13 protein-coding genes are annotated in these 13,636 nt (G+C 64.6%); 11 read left to right on the top strand and 2 right to left on the bottom strand.

Going from position 1 to position 13,636, the window contains the following annotated elements; all coding sequences use genetic code 11:
• The 7 genes from EKH81_RS14985 to EKH81_RS14955 all read left to right on the top strand — a co-directional run bounded on the left by EKH81_RS14985 (nucleotide 1) and on the right by EKH81_RS14955 (nucleotide 9,017).
• Nucleotides 1-696, top strand: coding sequence for a helix-turn-helix domain-containing protein (locus EKH81_RS14985; RefSeq protein ID WP_132058778.1), 696 nt, complete (start codon nucleotides 1-3; stop codon nucleotides 694-696).
• 177 nt (nucleotides 697-873) lie between these two features.
• On the top strand, nucleotides 874-2,871 hold the full coding sequence (locus EKH81_RS14980) for an ABC transporter substrate-binding protein (protein ID WP_132058777.1): 1,998 nt from the start codon (nucleotides 874-876) through the stop codon (nucleotides 2,869-2,871).
• Nucleotides 2,872-2,905: 34 nt separating this feature from the next.
• Entirely contained in the window at nucleotides 2,906-4,165 is a 1,260-nt protein-coding gene (locus EKH81_RS14975; RefSeq protein ID WP_132058776.1) for a CaiB/BaiF CoA transferase family protein, read from the top strand.
• Nucleotides 4,158-5,021, top strand: a complete 864-nt coding sequence (locus EKH81_RS14970) for an HpcH/HpaI aldolase/citrate lyase family protein (protein WP_132058775.1) — start codon at nucleotides 4,158-4,160, stop codon at nucleotides 5,019-5,021. The genes EKH81_RS14975 and EKH81_RS14970 overlap by 8 nt, the downstream gene beginning before the upstream one ends.
• Nucleotides 5,018-6,010: an ABC transporter permease gene (locus EKH81_RS14965; RefSeq protein ID WP_132058774.1), complete on the top strand. Its 993-nt coding sequence runs from the start codon at nucleotides 5,018-5,020 to the stop codon at nucleotides 6,008-6,010. The genes EKH81_RS14970 and EKH81_RS14965 overlap by 4 nt, the downstream gene beginning before the upstream one ends.
• Complete coding sequence (locus EKH81_RS14960; protein WP_132058773.1) at nucleotides 6,010-6,921, top strand: ABC transporter permease; 912 nt, start codon at nucleotides 6,010-6,012, stop codon at nucleotides 6,919-6,921. Before EKH81_RS14965 ends, EKH81_RS14960 begins: the two co-directional genes overlap by 1 nt.
• Entirely contained in the window at nucleotides 6,918-9,017 is a 2,100-nt protein-coding gene (locus EKH81_RS14955) for a dipeptide ABC transporter ATP-binding protein (protein WP_132058772.1), read from the top strand. Before EKH81_RS14960 ends, EKH81_RS14955 begins: the two co-directional genes overlap by 4 nt.
• 66 nt (nucleotides 9,018-9,083) lie before the next feature.
• Here the strand turns inward: EKH81_RS14955 and EKH81_RS14950 are convergent, their stop codons facing one another.
• Nucleotides 9,084-9,725 (bottom strand): pyroglutamyl-peptidase I, encoded by a 642-nt coding sequence (locus EKH81_RS14950; protein WP_132058771.1) that lies wholly within the window; start codon nucleotides 9,723-9,725, stop codon nucleotides 9,084-9,086.
• Nucleotides 9,726-10,071: 346 nt separating this feature from the next.
• Entirely contained in the window at nucleotides 10,072-10,653 is a 582-nt protein-coding gene (locus tag EKH81_RS14945; RefSeq protein ID WP_132058770.1) for a DUF192 domain-containing protein, read from the bottom strand.
• A gap of 200 nt (nucleotides 10,654-10,853) precedes the next feature.
• Between EKH81_RS14945 and EKH81_RS14940 the strand changes: the two genes are divergently transcribed.
• From EKH81_RS14940 to EKH81_RS14925, 4 genes are all read left to right on the top strand, one after another.
• On the top strand, nucleotides 10,854-11,762 hold the full coding sequence (locus EKH81_RS14940) for a ParA family protein (RefSeq protein WP_132058769.1): 909 nt from the start codon (nucleotides 10,854-10,856) through the stop codon (nucleotides 11,760-11,762).
• Complete coding sequence (locus EKH81_RS14935) at nucleotides 11,759-12,148, top strand: DUF8115 family protein (protein ID WP_132058768.1); 390 nt, start codon at nucleotides 11,759-11,761, stop codon at nucleotides 12,146-12,148. Before EKH81_RS14940 ends, EKH81_RS14935 begins: the two co-directional genes overlap by 4 nt.
• Before the next feature lie 375 nt (nucleotides 12,149-12,523).
• On the top strand, nucleotides 12,524-12,910 hold the full coding sequence (locus EKH81_RS14930; protein WP_132058767.1) for a hypothetical protein: 387 nt from the start codon (nucleotides 12,524-12,526) through the stop codon (nucleotides 12,908-12,910).
• Nucleotides 12,911-12,953: 43 nt separating this feature from the next.
• Complete coding sequence (locus EKH81_RS14925; protein WP_132058766.1) at nucleotides 12,954-13,625, top strand: helix-turn-helix domain-containing protein; 672 nt, start codon at nucleotides 12,954-12,956, stop codon at nucleotides 13,623-13,625.
• The last annotated feature ends 11 nt before the right edge of the window (nucleotides 13,626-13,636 follow it).

Raw genomic sequence — 13,636 nt, 5'->3', positions numbered from 1 at the left:
ATAGCGTTCCAAACGCAGCCGACAGGGGTTCTCGAACGCCTCGAACGCCAACTCGGGAGCGTTCGGAGCATCGAACTCGACAACGCCTTCTACGTCGAAGACGGGACGTGGATAGAATCGCTCACAATCTCCTCGGACGCCGCGTTCGACGTGGCCGAGGCGGTCGAGTCGGTTTCGGGCGCGTCGCTGTTTCACACGCACGAAATCCCGACCGGGCCGACCGAGACCGCGATTCGCAGAGTCACGCTGTTGGCGAACGAGTCGTACCCCTTCATCCTCGGCATCGTGCTTCGTCACGAGGCGATTCCGAACCGCATCGTCCTCCGCGACGACCGATTCTCGGTCGTCGCGACCGTCGGCGACTGGGACCAGTTCCGGGGCCTCGCCGACCAAGTGCAGGACAAGCTCGGCCAGTTCGACCTCGAAAAGGTCACCAACATCGACCGTCCCGGCGAACCCCTCGACAGCGGTCGGCTCTCCGAGATTCTCATCACCAAGCTCACCACCACCCAAATCGAGACCATCGAGACGGCGTACGACATGGGCTACTTCGAGGTGCCGCGGCGGGCGTCCGCGACCGAAGTCGCGGACGTCCTCGGGGTGAGCCAATCGACGTTCAGCGAGCGCCTGCGAACCGCCCAACATCGACTGTTCGATTTGATTTACGGGTCGAGCGACGCCACGATTTCGCCGTGACGGCCTCAGACCGGCTTCGTTGACTCATCCTCGAATAAATCTCTATATTTTGTGGATGCCTCGGTATCTCGCCCCGATTCCTGAACGACTCTCTTCGGGTCCTTATAAAGCGCGATATGTATCGTCCGGCATCGGGAGTATATCTTTTGTATCACTTGCTATTGGGCCACATGGCTCATGGCGAAAAACAGGAAGACGGACGACACGAACGACCGGCAAACCAACGACTCGCCGCTCTCGCGGCGTCGGTATCTACAGGCGTCCGCGCTCGCGGGTACGGGCGGCCTGACCGCGCTCGCTGGGTGTAGCGGTGACAGCGACGACTCGTCGAGCGGGACGTCGGACGATGCAGAGGACGTCGGGGACAGCTCCAACGATTCGAGTGCGGACGACGCCGAGGACGCCGAGGCAGACGTTCCGGAGGGCGTCCCCGAGGAGGTCGAGACCCAGTACTGGAACGACTGGCCGACCATCGACGAGGAGGAACCCCCGATGGACTACACCGCGAGTGCGGGCGCGGCGCTCGACACCATCACGATGGAGTTCTCCAGCGAGGCAGAACCGTGGATGCGCGAACACGCGCTCATGGTTCAGACCGCGGTTCAGGACCTCGGCGCGTCGGTGGACCTCACCGACCGCCCGCTGAATCAGCTCTACGCCGAGAGCTGGACGACGCAGGGTCTCGAACGCATGATGTCGATGAGTTCCCACGGTCCCGACCCTCAGCGGGGTCTCGACCCGAACCCGTTCCTGATGCGGCTTCAGGAGGAGAACCTCTCGAACTACAACAACTACTGGAACCCCGAGATGAGCGAGGTTCTCCAGGAGCAGGCCCAACTCACCGGCGACCAGGAGGCGCGACAGGAACTGGTGAACGAGGCCCAAGAGATTTACGCCGAGGACGTGGGCGACCTCATCACGCTGTTCCCCGACGTGATTACCGCGCTCAACACCAACAAGTTCGAGGGCTACGTGATGACGCCGGGCAACGGCCCGACGGGCGACGCCTTCCCGTGGACCGAGGTGAACCTCCAGCCCAAATCCGGCGAGACCACCTACGTCAAGGGTGCGACCTCGTCGATGAACTCCCTCAATCTCCCGTGGGCCGCGGGCGGTATCGAGGAGAAGCGCCTCACCTTCATCTACGACGGCCTGTTCGACGCGACGCCCGACCTCGAAGTCGTGCCCGCGCTCGCCACCGAGGCGGAGTTCACCGACGACACGACGGTCGTGTTCCAACTCCGCGAAGGCGTCCAGTGGCACGACGGCGAGGACTTCACCGCCGAGGACGTGAAGTTCACGGTGGACCTCTACAACGAGTACTCCGCCACCTCGCAGGCGACCTTCTACGAACCCATCGAGAGCGCAGAGGTACTCGGCGACCACGAGGTCCAGTTCAATCTCTCGGACCCCGACGCTTCGTTCATGACTCAGCGGGTCGTGCGGAGCGCAATCATTCCCAAGCACAAGTGGGAGGACGTGGACAACCCCTCCCAACACAACCCCGACGAACCCGTCGGGACCGGCCCGTTCCAGTTCGAGGACTGGGACCAGGGCTCGCGGTTCGAGGCGTCCCGGAACGACGACCACTGGATGTTCGACGACGACTGGCGCGCCGACGTGCTCGGCGACCAGGCCACGTCGGGCGACGGCATCGAGAACGTGGTCTGGGTCAACGTCGGCAACGTGGACGCGCTCATCGGCGCGCTCCAGAACGACGAAATCGACGCGACCCCGACGCTCTCGAACGAGCAGGCCGAGCGCGCGGCCGCGACCAGCGGCATCGAAAAGCGGGTCGCGGAGAACTTCTCGCCGGTCGCGGTCAAACTCATGCACTCGTGTCCGCTGATTCGGGACAAGGAGTTCCGGGTCGCGCTGGCGAAAGCGACCGACAAGGAGGGCTTCGTCTCGGACGTGCTGCAGGACCGGGCGACCGTCTCGCCGTCCGAGAACTACATCTCCGAACTCACCCAGTGGTATCACGAGGACACCCAGTCCTACGAGTACGACGTGGACGAGGCGCGCGCCATCCTCGAACGCGCCGGATACACGTGGGACGACGACGGAAACCTCCGGTTCCCGAACGGCGAGGCGTGGGGCGCGTTCGTCGAGCGCATCCAGCCCGAGAACACTCACAGCCGCCGCGAGGAGCTCGACCAGCCCGACTTCTCGTAACGACTCCCGATTAACCGTTTCAATTTACATACGAATGTCGAAACAGGACCAACCGCTCGACGGAATCACCGTCATCGACGCCGCCTCGCTGTACGCGGGGCCGCTGTCGGCGATGATGCTCGGCGACTTCGGCGCTGACGTTATCAAGGTAGAACACCCCCAGATGGGCGACGCGCTCCGGGACTTCGGCGACGGCGACGAATCGCTGTCGTACAAGTGGGTCAACCGCAACAAGAAGAGCGTCCCGCTCGACCTCCACACCGACGAGGGCCAGCGACTCTTTCGCGAACTCGCGGCCGACGCCGACGTGCTGGTCGAGAACTTTCGGCCCGGTACGCTCGAAAAGTGGAACGTGGGCTGGGAGACGCTCTCGGACGTGAATCCGGGCCTCGTCATGGTCCGGACCACCGGGTTCGGTCAGACCGGCCCGTACAGCGACCGCCCCGGATTCGGCACGCTGGTCGAGGCGATGAGCGGATTCGCGTACTCGACCGGCCAACCCGACGGCCCGCCGACGCTTCCGCCGGTGGCGATGGCCGACTCGGTGTGTGCGCTCCACTCGGTGTACGCCGCGATGATGGCGCTCTACTGGCGCGACGTGAACGACGGCACGGGCCAGTACATCGACTCGGCCATCCTCGAAAACATGTTCGGCCTGCTCGGCGACCACGTCATCGAACACGCCGAGAAGGGGACCGACCACCACCGGTCGGGCAACCGAAGCCGCCGGACTTCGCCCCGGAACGCCTACCGGACGAAAGACGACCGATGGGTCGCCATCTCGGGAAGCGCCCCGAGCATCGCCGACCGAATCCTCCGAATCGTGGGCGGCGACGACCTCGCCGAGGACCCCCGATTCGAGACGATGGACGACCGCTTGGAACACGCCGACGAACTCGACGAAATCATCGCCGACTGGATGGCCGACCACGAACGCGACGAAATCGTGGACGCTTTCGAGGAGAACGAGGCCGCCATCGGCCCGGTCAACAACATGGCCGACATCTTCGAGGACCCCCACTTCGAGTCCCGGGACGCCATCGTGAACGTCGAGGACGACGACGGCGACGAGGTGGCGATGCGCGGCGTCTTCCCCAAGTTCTCCGAGACGCCCGGGAAAATCGACCACCCCGGCCCGGACCTCGGCGACCACGCGATAGAGATTCTGACCGACCTCGCCGACTGCTCGCCCGACGAGATTCGGCGACTGGCCGAGGAGGGCGTCACCGCCGTCACGGCGGACGCCGACCCCGAAGGGGTGGCGTCCGCCGAGGGAGGCGAGACCGATGACTGACCGCCTCCGGCGGTCGTTCCTCTACACGCCCGCCGACGACCCCGAGATGATGGCGAAGGCCGCCGACACCGACGCCGACGCGGTCATCTTCGACCTCGAAGACGCGGTGCCCGACGACGCGGTGCCCGGGGCCCGCGAGAACGTCGGCGACGTTCTCGCGGACGCTTCCTTCGGGGGGACGGAGACGTGCGTCAGAATCAACGGCTACCGAACCGACATGTGGCTCGACGACCTGCTGGGTTCGGTCGAAGCCGGAATCGACACCGTCATTCTGCCGATGCTGGAGACGCCGAGCGAACTCGAAACGTTCGTATCGGTCGCCCGGCAGGCCGACGGGACGACGCCCGAGTTCGTCGCCACGGTCGAGACGCCGAGAGGGCTGTCGGCAATCGAGGACATCGCCGACCGCGGCGCGGCGTTCTCGGAAGTCACCGCGCTCTCGTTCGGATTCGGCGACTACACCAACGCCATCGGCGCGACGGGACGCCCCGCCCGGGTCCGAGAACACGCGAATCTGCAGGTCGTGGGTGCGGCCGCGAGCGCGGGACTCGCGCCGCTCGCGACCGTCTATCAGGACTTCCGCGACACCGAGGGCCTTCGCGAGGCCGCCGAGCGCGCCCGCGAAATCGGCTACGTCGGCCAGAAGGCCATCCATCCCGCACAAATCGAGGTGCTAAACGACGTGTACACACCTACCGACGAAGAAGTCGAACAGGCCAGACGATTCGTGGAGACGTTCGCCGAATCGCCGAAGGACTCTATCGTGGTCGATGGGGTGTTTCTCGACACCGCCATCGTGGAGCAGTACGAGACCGTTCTCGCTCGCCACGAGGAGATTACGGGGGTGAGTTCGTGAGCGACTTCCAGCGGTTCCTCGCCAAGCGAATCGGCATCGCCATCGGACTCACTCTCATCGCGGTGACTATCATCTTCGTCGTGCTCCGGATGCTCCCCGGAAGCCCGTTCGAGTCGCTCATCACGGCCGGGAATCTCACGCAGGGCCAAGTGGACGAGATTATGGCGCTCTACGGGCTGGACAAGCCCATCTGGCAGCAGTATCTCATCTACCTCCGGAACATCCTGACGTTCCAGTTCGGTTACTCGATTCTCCAGAGTCAGCCCGTCTGGGACATCCTCGCGCCGAAGTTGGCGAACACGCTCATCCTGCTCGTCCCGGCGCTCGTGACGACCGCGGTGGTGAGCACCCTGCTCGGGATGTACGTCGGCTGGAACCGCGGCTCGAAAGCCGAGACCGCGAGCATCATCGGGACGACGTTCTTGCGCTCGACGCCCGTGTTCATCACGGCCATCTTCTTCGTCATCATCTTCTCGTACACGCTCGACCTCGTCCCGGCGTTCGGGATGCGGTCGATAACCGCCACGCCTGACGGCCTGCTCGACACCTACATGTCGATGGACTTCCTGCACCACTACATCCTGCCGTTCACCGTGACGGTGCTGTTCTACAGCGGCGATTTCCTGCTGCTCGCGCGCAACGGCGTGGTCGAGAAGAAGGGGTCTGAGTTCCTCAAACTCCATCGCGCGAAGGGGCTGTCCGAGAACGAACAGCTCATGCGAGCGGGCCGGAACTCGATGCTCCCGGTCATCACGTACTTCGCGCTCAGACTCGGGATGATATTCCAGGGTCTCATCCTGCTCGAAGTGGTGTTCGCGTGGCCCGGTATCGGCCGGGCGCTCGTGCTGGCGATTCAACAGCAGGACTACCCGCTTGTGCAGGCGTCGGTGTTCATCATGGCGCTCGCGGTCATCATCATGAACCTCGTCGCCGACGTGCTGTACGCCTACTTCGACCCGACGGTCAGCGTCAGCGGGGGTGGTGCGTGATGAGTACCGAGACGATTACGTGGCGCGACCGCGCCGCGACCGTCGGCGAGAAGGTACAGAATCAACTCGCGTTCGTGCTGAGCGACCGGATGGCGCTCGTCGGCGTCCTCGTCATGGTCTCGTTCGTGTTCCTCGGCGTCTTCGGGCCGATGCTCGCGCCCCACGACCCCATCGAGGACGACATCCGCGACGACGAGGGTGACCTGCTCCGACTCGAAGGGCCGAGTTCGGTCGCGCCGCTCGGGACGACAGTCTACGGCAAGGATATCCTGAGCCAGTTCCTCGCGGGCGCTCGCCCGACGCTCATCGTCGGCCTGTTCGGCGGTTTGGGAACCGGGGTGCTCGGATTCTTGGTCGGTCTCGTCTCCGGCTACTACGGCGGGTGGGTCGACGAGGTGCTGATGCGGCTGACCGACCTCACGTTCTCGCTGCCGTTCATGCCGATGGCACTGCTGTTACTGACGTTCGTCACGCCGAGCATCTGGCTCATCACGGTCATCATCGCGGGCTTCCTCTGGAAGATGCCCGCGCGGGTCGTCCGGGCGGAGGTGTTGACCCTCCGCGAGCGGACGTTCGTGAAATCCGCGCGGGCGAGCGGCGCGGGCCACCTCCGGACGATGTTCTTCCACGTCGCGCCGAACGTCCTACCAATCGGCTTCCTTTACACCGCGTACGGAGTCGCGTGGGCCATCGCGGCCGCCGCGAGCCTCGCGTTCCTCGGCTTCGGCGACCCGACGACCACTAGCTGGGGCCGGATGCTCCGGATGGTGTTCGACTCGGGCAACATCCGGGTGGCGTGGTGGTGGGTGTTCCCGCCCGCAATCGGCATCGCGGCGGTCACTACCTCGGTGTTCCTCATCGGTAGAGCCTACGAAGAAATCATCAACCCCGAAATCCAGACCGAACAATGAGCCTGCTCGAAATCGACGACCTACACGTCACGTACAGTACCGGAGACGGGTCCGTCCACGCCATCAACGGCGTCTCGTTCGACATCGACGAGGGCGTCAACTACGGTCTCGCCGGGGAGAGCGGGTCCGGAAAATCGACCGCCGCGGAGGCGGTCCTCGGCCTGCTCCCCGAGAACGGCACGGTCGAGAGCGGGTCGGTCACGTTCAAGGGTCAAGACCTGCTCGCGCTGTCGGAACGCGAGCGCAGGGACGTGCTCTGGGAGGACATCGCGTACATCCCCCAGAGCGCGATGGACGCGCTCGACCCCGTGATGACGACCGGCGCGCAGATTCGCCAAGCCATCCAGACCCACCGGAACGTCACCAAGTCGAAGGCCCGCGACCGGGTCCAGGAACTGTTCGACATGGTGGGACTCGACCCCGACCGAATCGACGACTACCCACACGAGTTCTCGGGCGGGATGCGCCAGCGCGTCACTATCGCGATGGCGCTCGCGCTCGACCCCGACCTCATCATCGCCGACGAACCGACCACCGGACTGGACGTTATCGTTCAGGACAAGATTATCGACAAGATAATCGAGATTCAGGACCGCATCGACAGTTCGCTGTTGCTCATCACCCACGAGGTCGGCGTCATCGCCGAGACGTGCGACGAACTCTCCATCCTCTACGGCGGGAAGGTGATGGAGCAGGGGAGCGTGGACAACGTCCTCGTCAACCCCACGAACCCCTACACGATGGGGCTGAAGAACTCCTTCCCCGAAATCGACAACGTGGACGAGGACCCCGTCTCGATTCCGGGGTCGCCGCCCGACCTGAGCGAACCGCCGACCGGGTGTGCGTTCCGCGACCGGTGTCCGTTCGCAGACGAGGAATGTTACGAATCCCATCCCGACCTCGTGGACCTTCCGAACCGCAATCACCGGTCGGCGTGTCACTACGTGGACAACGCCGCCCAGATGCGCCGGGACGCGGGCGACCCCCGGACGTGGGGCATCGAAACCGACACCGCCTCCGACGGCGACCACGAGCGCGGCGAGGTCATCCTCGAAACCGACGGCCTCGAAAAGTGGTACACCCAGAGTCAGTCGCTCCTCGACCGAATCCGGGGCGACGAACCGAACCACGTTCGGGCGGTCGATGGGGTCTCGCTCTCGGTCCGGAAGTCCGAGGTCCTCGGCATCGCGGGCGAGTCGGGGTGTGGCAAGTCCACGCTCGGCGAGACCGTCGCGCTCCTCGAAGAACCGACCGGCGGGTCGATTACCTTCGACGACACCGACATCGAGGAGTATCAGGACGGGAATATGAAGGCGTTCCGCGAGAAGGCCCAGATTATCTTCCAGGACCCGTTCGATTCGCTGAATCCGCGCCAGACGGTCAGGCGACTCGTGGGCGAACCGCTCGCAATCCACGACCGCGACCGCGACACGCGCGCCCGGCGCGTGCGCGAGACGCTCGAACGCGTGGGGCTGACGCCCGCCGAGAAGTTCCTCGACCAGTATCCCCACGAACTGTCGGGCGGCCAGCGCCAGCGGGTCGCCATCGCGCGGGCGCTCGTGCTCGAACCCGACTTCCTCGTCTGCGACGAACCTGCGTCGATGCTCGACGTGTCGCTCAAGGTGAATCTGCTGAACCTCCTCCGGCGACTCGCCGACGAGGAGGACATCGGCATCATCTACATTTCTCACGACCTCGCGAGTCTGACGCAGGTGTCCGACCGCCTCGCTATCATGTATCTGGGTCGTATCATCGAGCAGGGCGACACCGAGGCAATCGTGGAGTCGCCGAAACACCCCTACACCGAGTCGCTCCTCCGGGCCGCGCCCGAGAAGGACCCCTCGGTATCGCGCGACCGGGTACTGCTCGAAGGCGAACCTCCGAATCCGGTGGACCTCCCATCGGGATGTGCGTTCGCCCCGCGGTGTCCGAAGGCCCAAGACGAGTGCTACAGAGAAGAACCCGGTCTCGACGCGGCGGGCGGTCCCAATCAGTCGGCGGCGTGCTACTTCCCGGTCGGCGAAGACCCGGTCGCGGACGACGGTCCCGCCACCGACGACGCCGGAACCGGCTCGACTCCGCAGGAGTCGGACTGACTGCGTCGGTCCGGAGTCGGACTGACCGCGCCGTCTCGAAATCGAACCCACTTCGACGCCCGCGGTTCAGTTCCCAACCGTCGTCTCGAACGCTCGCGTCACGGCTTCTTTCTGCATCGCAAGCGGGAGACTCGGCTGTACGCTCCCGCCGCTCGTCGCCTCCCCATCTTGGGCTTTCTCCGCGGCTCCCGCTGGCGTCAGCGGGAGGTGGACGAACCCCATCGGCACGTCCATCTCCTCGCGCTCCAGATGCGCCCGCGTCCGGTACAGGACGTTGTTGCAGAGGTGGGTCCCAGCGGTGTTCGACACGCGTGCGGGAATCCCGGAATCGAGGAGCGTCGAGACGGTTTCCACCACGGGAATCGTCGCGAAGAGAGCGTCGTCACCCCCGGCGCAAATCCGTTCGTCTCGCGGCTCAGCGTCGGCGTTGTCCGGAGTTCCCCCACAGTCAGCGACGTTGATTCCGACGCGCTCGACGCTGATTGCCGACCGACCCGCCGCGAGGCCCGTGGCGACGACGGCCTCCGGTTCGAACTTCGCAATCAGCTCCTCCATTTCGTTGCCCGTCCGGTCGAACTCCACCGGGAGGACGCGCCCGACGACCTCGCGGCCCGCGATTTCCTTGCCGTCGAGTTCGCGGGCGACAGTCGCGCTCGGATTCCGGGTGTGGTCGCCGAACGGTTCGTAGCCGGTGAGCAGAAGCGTCATATTTCGGTTTGGGAACCCGGTGGTCTTGGGCTTTGCCGTCGGACGAACTGCGAGATTGCATTTACGTTTGCGTTTACGCTTCCGTTTCCGGATTCGATATCGAATCCGGAAACGGAGGCTGTGATTTCCCCCGCCCGACTCTTTTCCCGAGAGAGCCACGGCTCTCGATTGGCTTCGAAAGAATGTACCTCGCGTACCCCTACCCGAGGTATTTTTGCGGTCTCACCCACTCCATAAATGCTTTGTGCTTACTAACCGGATTTTGCCGACAGTTCACTGCCAAAAGGTAGCAAACACCGATGGAACTCCGGACGCGCGGTGTCTCTAGCCGTCCATCCGTACCGGCTCACGACGCACTGCTTTCGGCTTCCGGAGCGGAGCCGTTGAACTTCAGTTCGGTCCCGGCTCCCACGCCCGTTTGATTGGCGAAGCCGCGTTCGAGTTCGACCACGTACTTCGCGTCGCCCTCGCTCGCGTAGCTGTCGAGCTCCGAGTCGGAGGCGTCGGGCTGAGTCCTGGCGTGTTCGACGTTCAGGACCGTCCCGTTCGGCGCGACGAAGATGATGTCGAGCGCGACGAGGGTGTTCTTCATCCAGAAACTCCGGGGACCGGCGTCGTCGTAAACGAACACCATGCCGTGGTTCTCGGGAAGCGACGGCCGGTGCATCAACCCCCTCTCGCGCTCCTCGGGTTCGTCGGCGACTTCGAGCGAGACGGTGGGGTTTTCGCTCCCCTCGACGACGAACGTGGCGGTGACGTTCTCCTCCACGTCAGTCGTCGCCGGGAGCGTCGTCTCTTCGGTCGTCGAGGTGCTCTCCGAATCGGTCACGGATTCGTCGCCCACGCCGTCGTCGATGACTCCCGCGCCCCCGAGACAGCCGCCGAGCAGTACCAGCGCCCCGAGCAGGAGCGCGGCGTGCGGTCTCATGGATGTCTGCTACTCCGCCGATGGTCAAAAAGCTGCCCGTCAGGCCAGTAGGCGTCCCGCGACCCGCGAAATCGCGGCTTCTCCGCCAGTCTATTTGCGTTTCCGTTTACGAATTCGAAAACGAAAACGCAAATATATTTCTCGCGCGAGCGTCTGACGAAGGATTAAGTAGCCCGTTTGCGTTTGCGCAAACGCAAATCATGCCTCGGTCCATCCGCGCCTGTACGTTCCTCGATAAGGGCGGCACGGGCAAGACGACGACTGCGGCCCACCTCGGCGTGGCGCTCGCCGAGCAGGGCAAGGACGTGTTGCTCATCGACCTCGCGGGCAAGCAGGGCGACCTCGTCAAGCACTTCGGGTGCTGGGAGACGGTCGAACGCCAGATAGCCGACGACAACGACTGGCCCAACATCTCGACCGTGTTTCAGGACCAGTGGGCCGCCATCGCCGAAAAGCTCGGCGACGCCGCGGTTGAGGACCTCGTCCTCCAGACCGACGAGGGCGTGGACCTCATCCCCGCCCATCCCGGTCTCGACAGCCTCGACGCCGAACTCGGGAACATCGACGACGCCCACGACCGTTACTCGCGACTCGACTCGTTCTTAGACGAGTACATCGAACCGCTGGGCTACGACGCGATTCTCATCGACCTTCCGGGGCTGACGAACAACGTGAGCTACAACGGTCTGTGGGCGGTTCGGAACGTCATCGCGCCGGTCGAGATGGGACCGTTCGAGTCCGAGCAGGCCGAGGCGCTCCGCGCGGACCTCGACAAAATCGCGGCCAACTTCGACGTGGACGTGAACCTCGCGATGGTGCTCCCCAACAAGGTCGACACCCGGACGACGCTCGCCGAGGAGTACCTCGAAGCGTTTCGGGAGGCCTACCCCGACGCCGTCGCGCCCGCTCACGTCCCCGTGAGTCAGGACATCCGAAACGCGGCCGAGCAGGGCCGGACCGCGTTCGCGCTCGAAGAGCCGTCCACGACCGCCGCGCGCGCACGCGAAGCATTCCTAGAAAACGCCGAGGTGCTGGCCGAGCGACTCGCCGACGCGAGGGCGGTCAGACCCGACGGCGGCGACTCGACCGACCGGGGTGAGTCGGCGTGAGCGACCCCGACCTCGAAGAACTCCGCCAGCAGACCCAGCGCACCGACCGCCTCGACCAGTCTCGCGTCGAGGACGACGGCGACGACCTCGTGGAGGAACTGGTCGAAGCGTTCGAAGCAATCGAGTCGGGCGAACAGGCGAAGACGTTCGCCGCCCGCGACGAATCGGTGACCGCACTCCTGGCGGTTCTCGCGAACCACGACGACGAACTCGCGGAGGTCGGCACGTCGCTCCAGCAGGCGCTCGGCCGCGACATCGACTCGTCGTCGCTCGACCGAAGCGAAATCGTGCGCCTCGCGGTCCGACTCGGCCTCCGAGAGGCGGCTCCTTCGTATCTCGACCTCCTCGCCGACGCGTCGGCCGAGCACGCTCGCAGAAACGTTTGAGCTATCGTTAGCGTTTACGTTTTCGTAAACGGCTATCTCGCCGGTCTCTCGTCGAGTGTTTTCGTTCGACTCGATTCTGTCCTCTATTATCTCGTTCCCCCGATTCTAATCGTATCCGAAAACGCGTTCGAACACGAACGCGTTTTCGGATACGTTTGCGTATACGTTTTCGAGTACGCTGTTCGCAACCACGACTGCGAGTTCGCTTGCGAACTCGCAGTCGCTCGCCGGTACGCCATCGCCTTCCGGGGAAACTCGCCACCGTTCCCCGGAAACGTCTGCGTAAACGAAAACGCAAACGATGTCGAAATCGAATGCGGCCGTTGCTCGGGCGGCGCGGACATTGATAAGTGATGCCGACGTAATCCGGTTCAGATGACCGACGACGCGCCGACGTTCGACATTCCGCGCCGCCCGACGCGGAGCTATCCGCGCGAGGGCGGCGTCGAGCACGAGGGAGGAACCGTCTTCCACCTCTCGCCCGACGTCGAGACGCCGGACTCCGAACTCGCGGCGCTCGTTGAAGGCGTACTTTCCGCCGAGCGGTACACCTACGGTGATTGGTTCGAACTCCCGAAGCCGGTGTATCTCGTTCACGACCAACGCCACGCCACCGCGTTCCGGGTGGTCGTGCGGTACGGCACGGTCGAATTTCACGTCCTGCCCGAAACCGCGTCGGCGGCGCTTGAATCCCTGTACGACCGGATTCGCGCGGAGAGCGAGTGGTCGTGGCGCGTCGAGTGCGAAACGTCCGACGACTAATCGCCCGCTAGCTTTTTATCGCCTCCGCGATACCCCAAACCTAATGAGCCTCCCCACGACCGACGACGACCGCCAGTTGCGCACGACCGACACCGAGGCGGAGATGTGGGAGCTAGCCGACGAGAGCGACGTTTCGGAGGCCAGACGGGCCTACCCGAGCGGCTGGCTCTGGCTGACCGGCGACGAGTCGATTCGCGCGCTCGTGGACGCGCTCCGCGACGCCGACACCGACGCCCGGTACGGCACCGACGACCTCGCGGAGATGGCCGACAGGACCCCCGAGGCCGTCGATTCGGTCGTCGATTCGCTCATCTCGCTCGGCGTGCTGTTCGCAGACGAGGGGACGTATCGCGTGAACGAACACAGCGTCGTGCTCCACGCGGTTCGAAAGCTCTCGGCGGCGGTCGAAGCCACGGGCGCACCCGACGACAAGTCCGGATTCCGTCACCTCTCGCGACTCGACTCGGTGCGCGTGATGGTGGACGCGCTCGTCTCGGCCGACCCCGACCGGTCGCTCACGCAGGAGGACGTCCACCGGCTGACCGGCGTCTCTCGAAAGGCGGTGTGGATTCACGTCGAACAGCTCGTGGAGCTCTCGGTGCTCGAAGAATCGGGCGACGAGTATCTTCTCGTGCAGGACAGTCCCGTGTTGCGATGGGTGCAGTCGGCCGACGCCGCGGTCGTCGGCGCGGCGCTCGCCGCGTCCCACCCGTAGTTCTGCGGTCT

This window comes from Halorussus amylolyticus (assembly GCF_004143485.2).
Classification (GTDB): Archaea; Halobacteriota; Halobacteria; order Halobacteriales; family Haladaptataceae; genus Halorussus; species Halorussus amylolyticus.
The sequence above is the reverse complement of the archived record's forward strand: the minus strand, read 5'-3'. Positions and strand labels throughout refer to the sequence as shown.